This is a genomic window from Pseudochrobactrum lubricantis, assembly GCF_041929865.1.
GTDB lineage: Bacteria > Pseudomonadota > Alphaproteobacteria > Rhizobiales > Rhizobiaceae > Pseudochrobactrum > Pseudochrobactrum saccharolyticum.
In genome coordinates, this window is record NZ_JBHEEE010000005.1 from 114526 (window position 1) to 132231 (window position 17706).

Genomic DNA, 17706 nt, shown 5'->3' on the forward strand with positions numbered 1-17706 from the left:
TGAAGCTCCGGCCTTTTTCATTATCAGTCCAGAACTTTACCGGGATTGAGAATATTATGCGGATCAAGCGCCGCTTTCAGTGTTTTCAAAGTCTGCAATTCGGCAGCGCTGCGGCTGTAATGCAGCCACGGTTTTTTATGCAGGCCGATACCGTGTTCCGCTGAAACCGAGCCTTTAAATGTGCGGATAATGTCATAGACAATATCTTCAACCGCACGGTCATCTTCGGTAAAATCCGTGTATTTTGTAATATCAATATGGAAATTACAATCACCGACATGGCCGAAAAACAGGCTGGTCATGCCCGGATAGCGGTTCTGCAATGCTGCCTGAATAGCATCTACCGTTGCACCGATCTGTGTTTGCGGGACTGACACGTCAAAACCGATGCACGGGCCTTCATGGGTCATGATTTCCGCAATGGCATCGCGCATTGTCCAGAATTCTTCGGCCTCACGATGGGATTGAGCAATGGCAGCATCGGCAATCCAGCCCTCTTCCAAGGCATGTTCCAGAACCGACTGGAACAAATCCGCTTCCGCATCCGGTTCAGCGCCCTGCATATCCATCAACACATAAAGCGGATAGCTGCCTTCGAGTGGTGCGCGGGCATATTTCGCAGCCATGTTGTAATAGTCGCCCCACATGGCTTCAAAAGCGCTGACGCGACCGGAAAGACGCTTTTGCGCATAATTCAGCAAATTCAGGGCATTCTCAAAATTCTCAAGCGCAACGACTGCGGCATTGGCACCGCCGATCCCCGGACGCAGACGCAGCACGGCACGGGTCACAACCCCCATTGTCCCTTCCGCACCGATAAACAGATGCTTCATATCCAGCGCCGCGTTGTTTTTCGGCATTTCATTCATCATGCTGAGAATTGTGCCGTCTGCCAGCACCGCTTCCAGACCCAGCACCAGATCACGGGTCATGCCATAGCGGATCACACGATTGCCGCCCGCATTGGTGGAAATATTGCCACCGATCTGGCAGGAACCGCGCGCGCCCAAATCCAGCGCAAAATTCATGCCTGCATTGCGCGCTGCATCCTGAATATTCTGCAAAATGGCACCGGCCTCGACAATCATCGTTCCGGCCTGCGCATTGATTGTCTCAATGCGGTTCATATTGCGCAGCGACAGTAGCACACAATCCTGTACCGGCACTGCGCCGCCGGCAAGGCCGGTCAGTCCGCCCTGCGGAACAACAGCGATACGGTATTCATTGCAGAGTTTCAGAATTTCAGAAACAGTTTGCGTATCCCGAGGCAGAACCAGAGCCAGCGGTGTGCCGCCCTGCTCATCGCTCCAGTCACTCAGATGCGAAATATCAAGATCAGAACCGGTTTGAATGTCTTTACCGAGAAGTCCGGATAGTTTTTCCAGCAGTAACTGCCGGACAGAAGCGCTTTGCATTTCATTCCCCTTGATTTGTGAGATTATGTTTATTGGAATTGGTTCTGAATTGTTATAGGGATTTACAAAATTATTACGCTTCAGGTCGTTCTGTTTTTTAATAAGTTCGGCAGCAATCATCCTGCGGTCAAAATTAATATTGTCCGTTCTTTTTACTGAGGTTTCTCATGCCATTGAATATGTCCCGCTCTGCTTTTGCCAAAACTTTCGTTCTGACTGCTGTGATCGCGCCGCTTTGGGCTGGCACTGCACTGGCATGGACAGGTGATGATGTTGCAAAGCGTCTGCAGGCTCTGCTCAAAGAACAGATGGTGGAGCTGACATTCTCCAAAGCAGAAACCGACGGCAAAAATGTCATTCTGCATGATGCAAAAGCACAGATTGCTATGCCTAAAACTTCGGCTGACGAAACAGAAGAAGTGGAAAAGGACGAGAAAGACAACGCCCCTGTTAATCTCGGCAAGATTACGCTGAGCAATATTACCGAGGGCGAAGGTGATGTTTATCTCGTTGAAAAAGCCGCATTTGATGATGTCAAAATTGTTGAAGACAACAGCGTTTTCACCACCTCAGATATCCGCTTCAACAATGTCAAACTGACCAAGGACCCGAAAGTCGATCTGCTCGGCCGTATGCAATATGCCGAGAGCTTTCATCTCGGTGCCATCAGTGTCACGGTCGAAGGCAAGCCGGTTTTTGAACTGAACGGCGTACATTTCGCGCAGGAACCTTTCAGCAAAGAAAAAGCCAGCAATTACAGCTGGGGCATTGAAGCGCTGAAGGTCGATCTTGAAGAAGCAAACCGCATCGATCAGGAAAAGAAGAAAAAAGAAGCCGCTGAATTTCAGAAATCTGTAGAGGAAGCCACGAAGGCGGCAGAAGAAGCTGCACAGGAAGCAGCAGATGCCGCGGAAGCGACCACCGAAAGTGCTGCACCGGCAACCGATGATGCCGCCCCTGCTGACAAGGCTGATGCTGCGGTTGCAGCCGATGCGAATACAGATATTGCCACAGACAATACTGACGAGACGGTTGAAGACAGTGGCGACGCGGAAGAACTGGCAGAAGATACCAGTGATCTGGACATGGACGCAATCCGTGCGCTCGGACTGGAAAAAATTCATCTGACCATGGATGGCAAAGGCACCTGGTCACCTTATAGCGGCGAATATACTGTCGATCAGATGACCATTAGCGGTCAGAATATCGGTACTTATAATTATAAGCTCGCAATGGGCGGTTATAATCTGAAATTCATCAAAGCTGTGCAGGATCTGCTGACCAGTGTGATGGAAGACGGCGGCGACAACACTTCCATGCAGATTGCAGCTGTGGGCATGTTGCAGAACCTGTCCATCAGCAATATGGAATTGCGTTACGATGATGCGAATTTCTTCGGTAAAGTGCTGGACTATCAGGCAAAAGAACGCGGTATTACCCGTGAAGCACTCGTGCAGGAAATGAAAGACCAGCTGCAGATCGGCGTTGCTTATTTTGAAAATGAGCCGCTTGTTGTTGAGGCCGCTAAGGCCGTGGGCGAATATCTGGATGCACCGAAATCAATCAGCTTTAAAATCCAGCCAGAAAATCCGGTGACCTTCGGTATTCTGACTGCGGTTGGTATGGCTGAGCCGAAAAAACTCTGGTCAGTGCTTGGCGTCAAAGTCGAAGCCAATAAATAAAAGTAAAAAGCCTGCATCTCCGGATGCAGGCTTTTTTGTATCTTCATTGCGTATCAGAGCTGATGCAAACGCACATCCGGATACACATCCTGCGCGATCTCACATAAATGCTGGTGATGGGTCAGATAGATCACCTGCCCCTGACCGGCCATTTGTGTGAACAGCCGGAAAGTTTCCCGCGCACGATCATCGTCAAATGTTTCCATAATATCATCGGCGATAAACGGCATCGGACGGCGCGACACAAATTCATAATAACCGGCGATACGCAAAGCCAGATAAAGCTGAAACCGCGTGCCCTTAGACAGTTGATCCGCCGTTTTTGAACTGCCATCGGCAGCCACTGCAATCAGAATTTCACTGTCCTTGTCGGTCTGCGTTGTCAGCTGGCGATAACTGCCCTGACTGATCGCGGCAAAGGCCTCTGATGCCTGCGCCATCATGGATGAGCGATGCTGATCGCGATAAAGGCGCAAAGCCTGTTCCGCCGCACTGATACCAAAACGCAAACGCAGATATTGTTTCGATTTTTCTTCAATCTCCAGCAATAAGGTACGGCGCTGTTCATCCAGCTTTGCAGCACTGTCATCACCGGCCTGTGCCTCACGCAAAAGCTGCTCAGCCTGCATTTTCAGGCGATATTGTTCCTGTTTATGCCTGTCCTGTGCCTCATCCTGTTCACGCAGACTCAGCAATTGTTCTTTGAGTTCACCACTATCGGCTTGCGCCAGCAGGTCTTCAGCTTCTGCCGGATTTGCCAGTTTCAGCAAATGGATAATCGTTTGCTCTTCATCCGTCAGCACTTGTTCCAGCTGCGTTTTTTTAGCACCGGCCTGAATTTTAAAACCGGCATCTTCCAGCGTATCCGCCTGCAATTGCGTGAGCATAGCCTGCTTTCTGGCATTCAACTCACTGGCTTTCTGGTTCAATTGCAGCCTGTGCTGTTCCGCTTCCGCCAAACGACCTTGCAGCTCTTGCAGTTTTTTGTGTTCTTCTTCTGCTTTACGAATGCGCTGTGCGCTATGCAGAGCAAGCTCGGCGACCGGTATCCCCTCACCCGCCGATGTCTGCACTGGCAGACCGAGACGTTGTGCCAAAGCTTCCGTCTCACGACGATAGGCTGCCTGATCGTCGTGCATCGCATGGATACGCTGCGCCAGATCATGACTGCGCTCCAGTGCCGGAGCCAATTCTGCCATCAGGTTCAGAATTTCACGCACCTCATCCAGCGCCGGAACAGCATCCGCCTGCCCCAGCCATGTGGCCTGACAAGTGCTTGCCCAGTCTTGCTGCCACTGCACATCCTGTGCCTGAATCTCATCAGCATCTTTACAACGTCGGCGCAGTTCCTGCTCCCGCTCCGCCAATTCGGCCTGCAAACCGGTATACAGCTGAAAACTGTCATGCAGAGTGACGGCTTGCGTCTGGAGTGCGCTTAAGCCAGTTTCCGCAGCAGCTACACCGACCTGTTGTAGTGCCGTAGTCAGATCAGTTTCCGCCTGTCTGATTTGTACCAGCTTCTCATCACGTGACCGGCAGGCGCGTAACCAAAGCTGACGCTTTTGCAGTAAAGCTTCGCGCTTTTCCATCCAGCGCAATAAACTGCCCGCTGTTAGGTTCTCTTTGCAGACCGGTACAAGCTGTTGCTGCCATATAGTGAGACGTGCTTCCACCGCCTGCAATTCCGTCTGTGCCGCCGTGCCGGAATTTTGAAGATGGAGGTTCTGTGCCTCAAGCACAGCAAGCCGTTCCCGCAATTGCATGGCGCGAGCAAATTCTGCGGCTTGTGTCAGCCTGTTATGCACAGCCTGATCGTCTTGCATCAGATAGCGCTCAAACGCATCTGCACTTTCACTGCTCAGGCTCTTACGATGCTGCTGCCATGCGGCATTGCGATTTTGGCGCAGTTCCGCAGCCTGTTCCTGCGTGATAACCAGACTATTTTGCTGCACAGCCTGCAATTGCGCGCGCAATTGCACCATTTCATCGGTGTTTTTGGCCTGATTATCCTGTGTCTGTTGCCAGCGGTTTTGCAGCGCCTGCAACTCCCGCCCTGCGGTTTCCACTTCCGCCACATCCGGCACTGCCAAAGTGACGAGTAGCTTCAGATCAGTCTCAAAATCATCCTGACGATAAGGCAGTGCCTGCCAGATTTCATGCAGTTGCGCTTCTTCTTCCCGTGCAGCCTGATCGGCCAGTCGCAAAGAATTGCTCAAATCCTCACTGCGCAAACGGTTCAGCAGATCATGCAGATAACGCATTGATGCAGGATCGCAATGTGCCTGCGTGATGCCGCTTTGCTTCAACTTATCCTGCGCAAGTTTCAGCCGCTCTTCCGCAACAGCCAATTCCTTGCCGGTCATTTGCAAGGCTGCCGTAATACCGGAGCGCTGCTCAATCAGGCTGCGCAATGCCGTTTCTGCCTGAATATTGATAAGCAATGCGCGGGGATCAGTTTTGATATCCCGTCCCAGACGGAACAGCAGCGCCTCAATTTTATGCTGCTCAGCACGTAACGCAGCTTCCCGCTCCGGCAGATCCTTTTCTGCCGTTACAAACCGTGCCTGCAGATCCTGCAAATGTCCGGCAGTGCCAGCGAGGTTCAGCGCATTTTCATCAGGATGGATTTCCGCAATTTCCCGTTCAAGCCGCGCTATCTCTGCCGCCTGATTTTCAACACGAACGCGCAATTCCGCATCATCGATCATCAATCGTGGCTGCTCATCAGCAAAACCGGCAGGCACCGCCGGAATATCTGCAAAAGCAGTCAGGTCTTCACGCAGGCGATGCAGCCGGTGATAATGCGGCAGCGCATTGAGCATAGCCTCAATCTCTGCAATGCGGCCTCTTATCTGCCCATGCGCAGTCAGAGCCTGCTGATATTCCGCCTCGGCCTGCCGGAAACTGTCGCTCAATTTGCTATAGCTTTGTGCCGAGCTTTTCGCATCCAGCTCGGCTTTCGCAGTTTCAAGCTCTTTCAATTGCGCATTGAGATCAACCAGCCCGCCTGTACGCGCACCAGAACGATAGAACTGATCTGCGCGGCTGCGCAGCAAATTGAGATTCTGGCTGATGCCCGCAAGGCCGGCACTGGCCGAAAACAGCAATTCACCAAGATTACCCTTGCTGGCAAGGATCGCATCGCCGCCTTCTTCCAATGTGTCATCGTCCAGTGAGAACATCATGCGATAGGCATTACGATCAATATCGCCTAATTCGTCGGAAATCAGTGTTTCCGGCAAAACGCGGCCAGCCGGATCACTCAGACTGTTATTGCGCGCTTTGGTGCGCACAAGTTCCTGCGTTGCGCCCTGCAATTGCAGGGAAGCGCCGATTTTCATCGCTGAATAAGAATGCAGAAAATCATAGCGGCTTTTATGCTCAATACCGAAGAGCAGATCGAGCAGCGCCGAAAATGTGGTTGATTTTCCCGCTTCATTCGGCCCGTAAATAATATGCAAATCAGGTTTGCCCTGATCTGCCGCGCCAAAGTCCAACACATGGTCGGTAAAGCGGCCATAGCGGGTGAGATCCAGACGATTAATCCGCATTATGCCTGTTCCTCTGCCTGAGCGGCCGCACTCAATTCTGCCAGCACATCCTCACTGCCTTTTTGCAATAAATCAGCAATCAGTGCCTGCGCCTGTGCTTCATCGCCGCCGAAAACATTGCGCATCTCAGCTGGCAATCTTCTCATCAGAGCATCCATCTGCTCTGCAAGACCACTTTGGAAATGTTTAGAGTCGGCCAGCTCATCAGCAATCAGCCTGCCCAGTTCCAGCAGCGGATCAACGGTCAGAGCACCTTCGCTTTTCTGTATTTTGCGTGGCGGAGTGCATTCAAGCTCGAGCTTTTCAATCCAGCAGTCGCCAATTTGCGCTGCCCTGTCCTCGGCTTCAGTCAGCAGCAGATCATGGTCACGGCGCATCTGCCATGCCAGAGGTGTCGTGCCGGTCAGATGCAGACGGGCGACGAGCTGTTCGCTTGCAGTTGCTTCGCGCTTAGCTTCCAGCGCCTCATGCACTGCCGCAATCACAGCACGCCAATCCTCGCAAGCCGAGACATCCACGCTCACCCGTTCAAATTGCGCGATTGATGTCAGCCGCTCTTCTGTCTGCACAGTGCCATCATCATTCACCGTCACAAGCGTTACGGATTTCGCACCGGCCTCATTAATATCGCGCCCTTGCGGATTACCCGCCATTACTACCGTGCTGTTATAATGACTAGTCGGTGCATAGACCGTGCGCTTATGAATATGACCAAGCGCCCAATAATGAAAACCATGCGATTGCAGATCATTAACGCTGACCGGCGCATAAAGATCATGCCCTTCGGCACCATTGAGGCTGGTATGCATCAGCCCGATATTCACCGCTCCGCTAACCGGCAATCCGTAATTGGGCAACAGGCTGTCCGGTGCATGGGGTTTGGCAAAACTCAAACCGTGAATGATCACCGGCTGAGAATGATCCGGCGCGGAAACCGTTATCGCGCGGGCTTTGCGGTCAAAAATCTGCACCCGCTCCGGCAGGGTCAGCTCTTTGGTAATTTTCGACAGCGCATCGTGATTGCCGCGAATGATGAAAACATCAATCCCTGCCTGATCCAGCCGGCGCAGCTGCTCTGCCAGAAAACGTGCGGTTTTCATTGAAGTCTGGTCGCCGTCATAAAGATCACCGGCAATCAGCAGTGCATTCACGCGTTCACTCAACGCCAGATCGATAATGCGTTCAAAAGCACGTCGGGTCGCATTGCCGATCAGCACCGCGAGTTCCTGATTGCGCAAGGCCAGTGAGCGCAGCGGTGAATCCAGATGGATATCCGCCGCGTGAATGAAGCGATAGGTCAAATCAGCTCCTGAAAAGTCAGGTTAAAGTCTTTGCGCTGACTATGCGACGGGCCGGTTACAAAAATCAATGCAGCGCCGCATTTTAAAAGTGCATAGCTGCCTGTGTTCATCTGACTGAATAAATTCTTGTAAATCATAGGATTTTCTTATGGCAAACACTTACAATTGAAAAATCCCGTTCCTATATGCAGACAAAGCACTTTTTTCAGGAGACACATATGTTGCGTGCCACCTCACGTTTAAGTCAGTTCACAGTCGCATTGGGACTGGCGCTCGTTGTATCGCTTTCGGCGATGGATATTGCCGATGCCAGACGTGCGGGTGGTGGCAGCAGCTTCGGCAGCCGCGGCAGTAAAACTTATCAGGCACCTGCACCAACGCAGACTGCACCAAATACTGCTGCGCCGATTGAACGCTCCATGACCCCGAATACCGGTGCGCAGGCCCGCCCTGCACAGGGTGCGGCGGCTGCCAATGCAGCAAAGCCTGGTTTCTTCAATAATTTCGGCCGCTCCATGCTGGGCGGTTTGCTGGTCGGCGGTCTGATCGGTATGCTGCTGGGCAATGGTCTGGGCGGTATGGCCGGTTTCCTCGGCCTGATCCTGCAGGTTGCCCTGTTCGCAGGTCTGGCCATGCTGGCCATGCGCTTCTTTGCCAATCGTAATAAGCCTGCAACGGCTGCTGCCGGAGCCGGTAATGCTGGCGCGAATCGTGCGAACCCGATGCAGAATCTGGGTGCGCAGTTTGGCAAGCGCGATAACAACACACATGCACGTTCTTCAACCTCTGTACCATCAGCAGGTTTTGGCGCCAATACAAGTTCGGGTGCAGCTGCAAGCATGATGCAGCCTGCTGTAGAAGAAAAACCGCTGACTGTTTCACAGGAAGATCTGGAGCATTTTGAAAAAATGCTGACCGAAGTCCAGACTGCCTATGGTCAGGAAAATTACGGTACGCTGCGTCAGCTGACAACGCCGGAAGCCATGTCTTATCTGGCCGAAGAGCTGGGCGAGAATGCTACCAACGGCCTGCGCAACCATGTCAGCGATGTGAAATTGCTGCAGGGTGATGTGTCGGAAGGCTGGAGCGAAGAAGGCAAGGATTACGCCACCGTTGCCATTCGTTATGAAAGCATCGACTATCTTGCAGACCGCAATACCGGTGAACTGGCTGAAGGCGAAAGCATGGAGATTTCGGAAAGCACCGAAGTCTGGACATTTGTCCGTCCTGCCAATGGCCGCATTGAAGAATGGAAACTTTCCGCAATTCAGGCTGCATAAGGCCTGATTTATAAACTAAAAAAAGCCGCTCTGAATTTCAGGGCGGCTTTTTTTTATTGCCTTTAAATATTTAGATTTTAATGATTGCATTTTTTTGCAATCGAATATATTTAATTAAAAAGATAATGAAAGCAGGTAAAAAATGCAGAAACCAGACATTGCCGCATTTTACGATCAGCGTACCGGCTCGGTTCAATATGTTGTTGCCGATCCTGAAACACTGGACTGCGTGATTATTGATCCCGTGCTGGAATATGATGAAAAATCCGGCCAGACTGCCACCAATCATGCTGATGAGATGCTGGATTATATTGCGCGCCGCAGCTACCGGCTGATGCGGATTCTCGACACGCATCCCCATGCCGATCACCTTTCTGCCGCCCATTACCTGCACACCCGCACCGGCGCACCGACTGCTATCGGTGCAGAAGTCAGGCAAGTGCAGAAAATCTGGTGCGAAATCTATAACTGGCCGGATCTGGCCTGTGACGGTTCGCAATGGGATCATCTGTTTGAAGATGGCGAGACATTTAAAGTCGGCAATCTCGATGCCCGCGTGATCCACTCTCCCGGCCATACTCTGGCCTCGGTCACTTATGTGATCGGCGATGCCGCTTTCATCCATGATACATTATTCATGCCCGATGGCGGTACAGCGCGTGCCGACTTCCCCGGCGGCAATGCCACTGCATTGTGGAACAGTATTCAGACCATTCTGCAATTGCCGGAAGATACGCGCCTGTTTACCGGCCACGATTACCGGCCGAACGGCCGCGAAGCCCGTTGGGAATCCCGCATTGGTGAACAATTGCAGGATAATATTCATCTGAGCCGCTACCGTGATGAAGCGAGTTTCGTGGCCGCCCGTCAGGCACGGGATGCAACTTTGCCGATCCCTAAACTGATGCTCCATGCCTTGCAGGTGAATATTCGCGGCGGACGTTTGCCGGAGCCGGAAGATAACGGACAGCGCTATATCAAAATCCCGCTCGGGCGTTTTGACGGCGCGCCGTGGGAGTGAACATGTCTGATATCATACCAACTGAAGTCACAGCACCTGACGCCAATGAGCTGCGTGCACGGGTGACCGAGGCTTCCGCCTTTCTGAAAAAAATGTCCAATCCTGACCGCTTGCAGGTGGCCTGCGCTTTGGTTGAGGGTGAACTGTCTGTGCGCCAGCTTGAGGATATGCTCGGCATCCGCCAGCCTGGCCTGTCACAGCAACTGGCAGAATTGCGCGCTGCCGGACTGATCAGCGCCCGCAAGGAAGGCAAAGCTGTGTTCTATTCTCTGGCCGATGAGCGGGTGAAAATCTTCATCGCCACCATGCATCAGCTGTTTTGTGCACCGGATATAAGGACGTAATATCATGGAAAATTTTACCCCATGGTCTGCTCTTGGCGGCGGATTGCTGATCGGGTTTTCAGCCGTCTTGCTGATGCTGTTTGAAGGCCGGATTGCCGGTATCAGCGGTATTGTCAGCAGGCTTTTCCCGCCCTATAGCGACAGTCGTTTTTTATCCCGCGCCGGATTTGTGCTGGGATTACTGGCCGCACCTTTTCTCTATCTGCTTTTCACCGGTGCACTGCCTGCAATCACAGTCTCATCCGATCCGGTCTTGATGATGAGCGCCGGTTTGCTGGTCGGTTTTGGCGCCGTCTTGGGCAGCGGTTGCACATCCGGTCACGGTGTATGCGGCATTTCCCGTCTCTCGCCCCGCTCATTATTGGCGACAGCATTGTTTATGGCAGCCGGTTTCATCACCGTCTTCATCATGCGCCATCTCGTCATTTAAAGTAGGTCGATCATGTCATTTCTGATTAATCTTGTTATCGGTCTGATCTTCGGGCTGGGGCTGGTGATTTCCGGTCTGGCCAATCCTGAGAAAGTGCTGAATTTTCTGGATATTACCGGTAATTGGGATCCGTCACTGGCTCTGGTGATGGGTGCAGCGGTAGTCACAACTTTCATCGGCTATCGCGTGGTTTTTGCCCGTCAGAAACCGCTCTGCGCCGTAGATTTTGATGTGCCTGCAAATCGTAAAGCTGACAAATCCCTGATGACAGGGGCAATCCTGTTCGGCATCGGCTGGGGGCTTGGTGGTATTTGTCCGGGGCCTGCGATTACCACGGTGGGCTTAGCCGCAACTGGCACATTGATCTTTGTACCGGCGATGGTCATCGGCATGCTGATAGCCCGTAAAGTGAAGGCTTCCTGATCCCTCAGGAAGCCTTCACTCGTCAGCTATTTTAAAGTGTCAGAGCGACCTTTGTGAGCCAAATATGGCTCACGGCGCTCTGATTTGATCAATCGAATGGAACACAGGACCGTGGCCGACTGATCGGCCATTTCCATCTTTCATGCCGACTTCAAGCTGATGCGCAGCACCAATCGCCCGCAACAGATAGGCTTTGGCCTCGCGCACTGCATCCGGCAATATATTGCCTTTCGCCAGTTCCGCCGCCAAAGCGCTGGAGAGCGTGCAGCCGGTGCCGTGGGTATCCGGCGTTTCAATTCGCGCGGCCTCAAACCATTCTGTATGTGTGTTGCTCAGCAAAAGATCAGGACAGAATTCACCTGCCATATGCCCGCCCTTCATCAGCACGGCTTTGCAACCTTTAGCCAGCAAAGCACGACCTTGGCGTTCCATGTCCTCACGGTTTTCCGCGACCGGTTGTCCGAGCAATGCTGCCGCTTCCGGCAGGTTCGGCGTCAGCAAAGTTGCAAGCGGCAGCAGTTTCTGCGTCAGACTTTCCACTGCCTGCGGGTCGAGCAATGCTGCGCCGCCTTTGGCAATCATCACCGGATCAAGCACAATCTGCAAATCCGGTTGTTTGACAAGCTGCTCCTGCAAAACTTGCGCCACGCGGTCAGAAATTTGCGCATTGACGATCATGCCGATCTTAACCGCATCGACCCGCACATCGCTGAAAATCATGGTTAGCTGCTGGGCGACAAAATCTGCCGGTACGGGGAAAACACCGGAAACGCCTTGTGTGTTTTGCGCGGTCAGCGCTGTCAGCGCCGCCATGCCGTAAGTACCGCGCGCAGCAAAGGTTTTCAGATCAGCCTGAATACCGGCACCGCCGGACGGATCGGAACCGGCGAGAGAAAGAACATTTTTCATGACTTAGCCCTTTGCTCCACGGAAATGAGCAATCGCCGCATTGAAGGCACGGGCCTCCTGCTCAGGACTCTCCTGACCGCAAATTGCAGACACCACAGCCAGACCATCAATACCGGTCGCCAGCACATCCTCCACATGCGGCAGTTTAATGCCTCCGATTGCCACAGCTGGCAGGCCGTTGTGCGAGTAAACCCGTTTCAATCCGTCAAAACCGATGGAAGGTGCGCAGTTCTTTTTGGTAGCGGTCGGGAAAACTGGACCGATGCCGAGATAATCCACCACAGCACTATCCGTTTTGGTGGCCATTTCTGCAGTCTGTACCGACAGACCAAGGATCATATCCGTCCCGATCTTTGCCCGCACCTGTTCCGGTGAACCGTCATGCTGGCCGATATGCAAACCATCGGCACCAACAGCAATGGCAACCTCAATATTGTCATTGATAATCAGCTTGGCATTGGTGCCTTCGAGCGCCGCTTTCAATGCTTTGGCGGTTTCAAGCATCTCCTGCTGGCTGGCGTCTTTATCGCGCAACTGCACCATTGTGGCACCGCCGCGCACTGCTGCGATTGCGGTTTCCACCATACCCAAACTGCCACAAAGCTCGCGGTCGAGAACGAGATAGAGCGACAGATCAAACTGTTTCATAGAATTGTACCTTTGCCTGAGACTGGAATTGTGCGGGAGAGAGCGCATATAGCGCATCGATAAAATGTATCTGGAAGCTGGCAGGGCCTTTTGCCTGCAAGGCCGCCTGCTCTCCGGCCACGGCATACATAGCCAGAGCTGCGGCAGAGGCCTCGAGAGCAGAGGTTCTATGCGCGGCGACAAATGCACCGGTCAGGCAGGTCAGCGCACAGCCCAAAGCTGTGACCTGCGGCATCAGTGTTGAGCCGCCGTCAATGCGCAAAGTTATCTGACCATCGGTCACAAGATCATAAGCGCCGGTGACTGCAACCGTACATTTATGCTCCCGCGCCAGTTTTTGAGCCGCGTGGTGCGCGCTACCGGCATCATCACCGCTATCTGCACCCTGTCCGCGTGCGGAAAAGCCCGCAAGCGTCAGAATTTCTGAAGCATTGCCGCGAATAACCGCAGGTTTCAGTGCCAGAAGTTTTTGCGCAGCATCGCGGCGGAAAGTTGAGGCAAAATGCGCAACGGGGTCAAAAACCCACGGAATATTATGCGCATTGGCAGCCGTGATAGCAGCAATCATCCCTTGCACCCAGAGCGGCGACAGCGTGCCGATATTGATTGTGACCGCGCCGCATAATTTTGCGAACTCTCCTGCCTCTTCCTGCGCATGCAGCATAGCCGGAGATGCACCGGCAGCCAGAACCACATTGGCAGCCGTATTCATCGCCACAAAATTTGTGATGCATTGTATGAGGGGTTTGCGTTGTCGCATGGTTTCCAGCATCACGCCGAAATCCGGTAGATCTTTCATATCAGCCCTCCGCAACGGTGAGGGTCTGACGCGGGGTGCCGTTATCGTCGCTGTTGCGAAAAGCCGCCCTTTGATCTGACTCCCTCCGCCGGCATTATCCGGTTCAGGTTCAAAGGGTACTTCTCAGCCGGTATGATCCGGGCGCCCCTGTCTCTCATCGTCATTATGGCAGAGCCGGATGCGGCTGTCCACCGCTTGAGCAAGCTCAGCTGATTAATATGGCACGGAAATCATTGACATTTGTACCAGTCGGTCCCGTTACAAACAGATCACCACTGGCATTGAATGCACTCCAGCTGTCATGGCCTGCGAGAAACTGTTTCGCATCAAGACCAAGCTCCGTCATGTGCTGAATTGTGTTGCCGTCAGCAAAAGCACCGGCATTATTCTCCGAACCATCAATACCGTCCGTATCCGCAGCTAAAGCGTGAATATTAGCATTGCCTGCAATATTCAGCGCCAGCGCCAGCATAAATTCGCTGTTGCGCCCGCCTTTGCCTGCCTTTGAACCGGAGCCAAGCGTTACCGTTGTCTCACCGCCGGAAAGCAGCAGAAGCGGCTGGCCGGATGTGCGGTTGCGTGCCTGATATTGCGCCATTGCCCCATGCATCAGCGCAATGTCTTTCGCTTCCCCTTCAATGGAATCCGAGAGAATGAGCGTTTCAACGCCCTGCTCCTCAGCCAGTTTTGCAGCCGCCTTCAGGGATTGCGCTGCGCTGGCGATAATATGATGACTATGCCGCGCAAACACGGCATTATCAGGCTGCGGCGCATCGGCTGCTTCACTTCGCAAATGCGCCATGACCTTTTCCGGTAGCTGCATCTTGTAATGTTCAATATATTTCAGAGCATCATGGCGCGTTGCACGGTCGGCAATTGTCGGCCCTGAGGCGATCAGTGCCGGATCATCACCCGGAATGTCCGAGACAATCAGACTGACCATACGGGCAGGTCCTGCCAAGGCTGCCAGCCTGCCACCTTTGATCGTGGAAACATGTTTGCGGATAGCATTCATCACGCTGATCGGCGCACCACTGGCGAGCAGTCCTGCGTTAACCGCCTGCTCGTCGGCCAGTGTCAGCCCCTCCGGTGGCGCAGGCAACAGAGCCGAGCCGCCGCCGCAGATCAATGCCACCACCAGATCATCCGCGCTCAGATCTTGCAAAGCGGATTTCAGCTGCTTGGTTGCTTCCAGTCCCGCTGCATCCGGCACCGGATGCGCAGCTTCCAGCACTTTGATAAACCGACATTCCGCCCCGTAGCCATAACGAGTAACGACCACACCCTCCGGCGCAGGGTTACCGGCCTCAATCCATAAAGTCTCAAAAGCCTGCGCCATTTGTGCGGCGCCCTTACCGGCACCGATCACAATGGTTTTGCCCTTTGGTACTGGCGGTAAATATGGTTTGAGACAATGCAGCGGATCAGCCGCCTTAACTGCTGTTTCAAACAGGGATTTGAGGAATTGCCGCTCCTGCCCCTGTTTCAGTTTAATCTGTGTCCGTCCGATGCCCTGCGGCAACTGACTACCACCATTACTGTAACCGGCAGGGATCGCGCCAACTGCATTGATGACACGGCGCTCGGTAATCGCTGCAAAAATCTGGTCAACGGCCTGTTTTGCCCCAACTAGGCGTGACGGATGATCAGTATCTGCCGCCGCATGAGGTAACAGCAGCATCCTTTGCGGGTATTTTTTAGCCAGTGATACATAAGGCGCTAAAGGGCCTGACAACACACCGTCTTTTTCAAACAGGTCGGCATCCACCGCAACATTGCGGATATGACCGCTCTGCATCAGCGGTTCAAGTGCTGCAACATCCACCAATTCACCACGGTCATAATTGATGACCATTGCGCTTGTCGCCATTACCGACAGAACATCATGACCGACAAGCCCCTGATTGCTGTAGCGCCCTGTCTCCTTGTTCAGCGCACCAAGCCCCAGATGCACGCTCAATACATCGGCGTTTTGCGCAGCCTCTTGCGGTGTCGCCGCGTAAGTATAACCTTGGCTTTCAATCCATGAGCGATGATGTTCCCGCGCATAGATCACCACATCCATAGCAAAGGCTTTGGCCAATTTTGCCACTTCCATGCCAATATTGCCGCTGCCGAGAATGGCAAACTTACGCCCTTCAAGACCAGTGCTTGGAAAACGCGCCAGATCGCGGCCAGTATCGAATTTGCCTTCCAGCACCTGCGCATAAAGCGTTTGCGTATCGAGATCGGGACGAAACTGTAACAGCGCTTTCAGCACCATCTGCGCGGTGATACGGCTATTAATGCCCGGTGTATTCATCAAAGGCGCTGTGCCGGAAATCCATGATTGCGATTGCATATTGCCGGTGCCTGCACCGATACGCACACCGCCCTCGGCGAACTGGCATTGCGGCGGGATACGGGTGGCGGCTGCGATCACCGCATCATATTGCCCCTGCCCCGCAACAACTGTCAGTTCTTCTTCAGTGCTCAGATCAGGGCAATAGAAGAAATGCAGCTTACCGGCTGTGAGTGCCGAGACTGCTTGCAAAGCATGATCGTGAAAGACCCCGCCTTTTTCTTCAATATAATGGCGGATTTCATGCCATTGATGCTTCCCTTGCGCATCAAGACGCAACTCCAGATGATCCGTGATCAGGATTTTGGCAGTTTTGTCTGACATGATTTTAGTTCCCTTATAATTATTTAGTACGGGGCAATACCCAGATTATAGTGATTGGCAATTTGCCAGAACCAGTCTGTATCAAGATCGGTCTGTCGCTCGGCAATATTAATATGCTCCGCACAATGATCGAACAGCGCATAACAAAGCTGCTCGTCATCATGGCGGGCATAATAGGCAATGCCATCAAAATTTTCCGGATGATTATACAGTGCTTTTGACCAGTTTTGCGCGGTATCGTAAGGCAACCCGCTATGCAGCACTTCAGCCGTTGCACCAACTACAGCCAGTCCGCGCCCTGCAAGTTTGGCCAGCTTTAACGGAGCCGTCAGCTCCAGCACCACATGCGCTTTCTTCTGTAAAAGCATTAAATCAATCAGGTTGCGACCGGGTTCACGTAAGAATGTTTCAGCAAAAGCGCCTTCCCGTGCAGCGGCTGTATAAAGCACACCATAGGACGCATCCGGCGCATTCAGCCTGCCCATATCGGAGCGGTCGAAATAAACGGGTTCAAAAGCAGCTGTATAAAAACGATATAATTTGCTTCCCGCAGCCAGAGTGATCAGCTCGGGCTGTCGGGAAGCCAGATTGTGCGGTGGTTGCGGCCCGCTCACGCGCCTTGCAAACCATTGAGCCGTGCTGCTTCCAGCACTGCACCTGTTTCACCACGACGCAGCAGCTCAATCGGCTTTTTGCCGTTGAGACGTTCATCCGGCCTGCTCAGAAAGTTCAGCAAAAACCACGGATTAGCGCTGCCAAGTGCCTGACGCACAGCTTTCAGTCCGGCAACAATACTGCCGTCATTGAGAAACTGGATCGTCGGATAGGCACGGCGGTTGCCAGGCCCCGGAACTGCAAGCAATGAACCATCCTGCACGCGTTTATCCACGGCCTGACGGGAAATACCCTGCAATAACAGGCGCACCTGCTCCAGCGTATAAGCGCCACCTGCCTCGCGCAGATCCTGCTGGGCGATTTCAACACCACGCAGCAAAGCCAGAGCGCGCGCATCCGGCTGATAGGCCTCTTTGGCAACAGCCGTAGCAGCAGTTTTATGGACAGGCTGACGTTTAGCAATGGCACGCGCATTTGTATTGCCGCGCGGCTTTGCCTTTGCTGCAGGGGACTGCCGTGCTTTCTCAGCCTTCGGTGTATTCTGCGTTGTCTGTACCATTTTCATCTCCTGAACTTAAAGATGATACTGCACAGACTGGTTGTCAAGCTTGCTGTTATTGTCG

General features: G+C 53.0%; 15 protein-coding genes, 1 pseudogene and 1 riboswitch. Of the genes and pseudogenes, 6 read left to right on the forward strand and 10 right to left on the reverse strand.

The features are described 5' to 3' along the window. Positions 1-23 precede the first annotated feature (23 nt). Complete coding sequence (locus JNC80_RS11850) at positions 24-1415, reverse strand: FAD-binding oxidoreductase (protein ID WP_376710452.1); 1392 nt, start codon at positions 1413-1415, stop codon at positions 24-26. Positions 1416-1582: 167 nt separating this feature from the next. Between JNC80_RS11850 and JNC80_RS11855 the strand changes: the two genes are divergently transcribed. Further along, complete coding sequence (locus JNC80_RS11855; protein ID WP_376710453.1) at positions 1583-3097, forward strand: aq_1923 C-terminal domain; 1515 nt, start codon at positions 1583-1585, stop codon at positions 3095-3097. Positions 3098-3150: 53 nt separating this feature from the next. Here the strand turns inward: JNC80_RS11855 and JNC80_RS11860 are convergent, their stop codons facing one another. Next, the gene (locus JNC80_RS11860) at positions 3151-6648 is read right to left on the reverse strand and encodes an AAA family ATPase (RefSeq protein WP_376710454.1); all 3498 of its coding nucleotides are present in this window, start codon (positions 6646-6648) and stop codon (positions 3151-3153) included. Then, positions 6648-7949, reverse strand: a complete 1302-nt coding sequence (locus JNC80_RS11865) for a metallophosphoesterase family protein (RefSeq protein WP_376710455.1) — start codon at positions 7947-7949, stop codon at positions 6648-6650. The genes JNC80_RS11860 and JNC80_RS11865 overlap by 1 nt, the downstream gene beginning before the upstream one ends. A gap of 218 nt (positions 7950-8167) precedes the next feature. Between JNC80_RS11865 and JNC80_RS11870 the strand changes: the two genes are divergently transcribed. The 5 genes from JNC80_RS11870 to JNC80_RS11890 all read left to right on the forward strand — a co-directional run bounded on the left by JNC80_RS11870 (position 8168) and on the right by JNC80_RS11890 (position 11447). Next, on the forward strand, positions 8168-9229 hold the full coding sequence (locus JNC80_RS11870; RefSeq protein WP_376710456.1) for a Tim44 domain-containing protein: 1062 nt from the start codon (positions 8168-8170) through the stop codon (positions 9227-9229). A 142-nt stretch (positions 9230-9371) separates the two neighbouring features. Beyond that, positions 9372-10250, forward strand: coding sequence for an MBL fold metallo-hydrolase (locus JNC80_RS11875; RefSeq protein ID WP_376710457.1), 879 nt, complete (start codon positions 9372-9374; stop codon positions 10248-10250). Positions 10251-10252: 2 nt separating this feature from the next. Then, entirely contained in the window at positions 10253-10594 is a 342-nt protein-coding gene (locus JNC80_RS11880) for an ArsR/SmtB family transcription factor (protein ID WP_376710458.1), read from the forward strand. A gap of 4 nt (positions 10595-10598) precedes the next feature. Then, positions 10599-11024, forward strand: a complete 426-nt coding sequence (locus JNC80_RS11885) for a YeeE/YedE family protein (protein WP_376710459.1) — start codon at positions 10599-10601, stop codon at positions 11022-11024. A 12-nt stretch (positions 11025-11036) separates the two neighbouring features. Continuing rightward, the gene (locus tag JNC80_RS11890; protein WP_075656856.1) at positions 11037-11447 is read left to right on the forward strand and encodes a DUF6691 family protein; all 411 of its coding nucleotides are present in this window, start codon (positions 11037-11039) and stop codon (positions 11445-11447) included. Between the two features lie 69 nt (positions 11448-11516). Here the strand turns inward: JNC80_RS11890 and thiD are convergent, their stop codons facing one another. The 7 genes and pseudogenes from thiD to JNC80_RS11925 form a co-directional block, all read right to left on the reverse strand. Continuing rightward, positions 11517-12356, reverse strand: a complete 840-nt coding sequence (gene thiD / locus JNC80_RS11895) for a bifunctional hydroxymethylpyrimidine kinase/phosphomethylpyrimidine kinase (protein ID WP_376710460.1) — start codon at positions 12354-12356, stop codon at positions 11517-11519. Between the two features lie 3 nt (positions 12357-12359). Beyond that, a complete protein-coding gene (gene thiE, locus JNC80_RS11900) occupies positions 12360-13004 on the reverse strand; it encodes a thiamine phosphate synthase (protein WP_376710461.1) in 645 nt (214 codons plus the stop codon). Beyond that, entirely contained in the window at positions 12991-13803 is an 813-nt protein-coding gene (gene thiM / locus JNC80_RS11905; RefSeq protein ID WP_376710462.1) for a hydroxyethylthiazole kinase, read from the reverse strand. The genes thiE and thiM overlap by 14 nt, the downstream gene beginning before the upstream one ends. A gap of 63 nt (positions 13804-13866) precedes the next feature. Continuing rightward, positions 13867-13962: riboswitch (TPP riboswitch) on the reverse strand. Between the two features lie 46 nt (positions 13963-14008). Then, positions 14009-15292, reverse strand: coding sequence for a glycerate kinase type-2 family protein (locus JNC80_RS11910; protein WP_376710594.1), 1284 nt, complete (start codon positions 15290-15292; stop codon positions 14009-14011). A 183-nt stretch (positions 15293-15475) separates the two neighbouring features. After that, positions 15476-16468 (reverse strand): annotated as a pseudogene (locus JNC80_RS11915) (NAD(P)-dependent oxidoreductase); the annotation flags it as partial. Positions 16469-16491: 23 nt separating this feature from the next. Further along, the gene (locus JNC80_RS11920) at positions 16492-17082 is read right to left on the reverse strand and encodes an RES family NAD+ phosphorylase (RefSeq protein WP_376710463.1); all 591 of its coding nucleotides are present in this window, start codon (positions 17080-17082) and stop codon (positions 16492-16494) included. After that, entirely contained in the window at positions 17079-17642 is a 564-nt protein-coding gene (locus tag JNC80_RS11925; RefSeq protein ID WP_376710464.1) for a hypothetical protein, read from the reverse strand. Before JNC80_RS11925 ends, JNC80_RS11920 begins: the two co-directional genes overlap by 4 nt. Between the last annotated feature and the right edge of the window lie 64 nt (positions 17643-17706).

Excerpts from the sequence above, each read along its gene's own strand:
- JNC80_RS11850 (WP_376710452.1), bottom strand. The coding sequence starts at position 1,415 with ATGCAAAGCGCTTCTGTCCGGCAGTTACTGCTGGAAAAACTATCCGGA.
- JNC80_RS11855 (WP_376710453.1), top strand. The coding sequence starts at position 1,583 with ATGCCATTGAATATGTCCCGCTCTGCTTTTGCCAAAACTTTCGTTCTG.
- JNC80_RS11860 (WP_376710454.1), bottom strand. The coding sequence starts at position 6,648 with ATGCGGATTAATCGTCTGGATCTCACCCGCTATGGCCGCTTTACCGAC.
- JNC80_RS11870 (WP_376710456.1), top strand. The coding sequence starts at position 8,168 with ATGTTGCGTGCCACCTCACGTTTAAGTCAGTTCACAGTCGCATTGGGA.
- JNC80_RS11875 (WP_376710457.1), top strand. The coding sequence starts at position 9,372 with ATGCAGAAACCAGACATTGCCGCATTTTACGATCAGCGTACCGGCTCG.
- JNC80_RS11880 (WP_376710458.1), top strand. The coding sequence starts at position 10,253 with ATGTCTGATATCATACCAACTGAAGTCACAGCACCTGACGCCAATGAG.
- JNC80_RS11885 (WP_376710459.1), top strand. The coding sequence starts at position 10,599 with ATGGAAAATTTTACCCCATGGTCTGCTCTTGGCGGCGGATTGCTGATC.
- JNC80_RS11890 (WP_075656856.1), top strand. The coding sequence starts at position 11,037 with ATGTCATTTCTGATTAATCTTGTTATCGGTCTGATCTTCGGGCTGGGG.
- thiD (WP_376710460.1), bottom strand. The coding sequence starts at position 12,356 with ATGAAAAATGTTCTTTCTCTCGCCGGTTCCGATCCGTCCGGCGGTGCC.
- thiE (WP_376710461.1), bottom strand. The coding sequence starts at position 13,004 with ATGAAACAGTTTGATCTGTCGCTCTATCTCGTTCTCGACCGCGAGCTT.
- thiM (WP_376710462.1), bottom strand. The coding sequence starts at position 13,803 with ATGAAAGATCTACCGGATTTCGGCGTGATGCTGGAAACCATGCGACAA.
- JNC80_RS11925 (WP_376710464.1), bottom strand. The coding sequence starts at position 17,642 with ATGGTACAGACAACGCAGAATACACCGAAGGCTGAGAAAGCACGGCAG.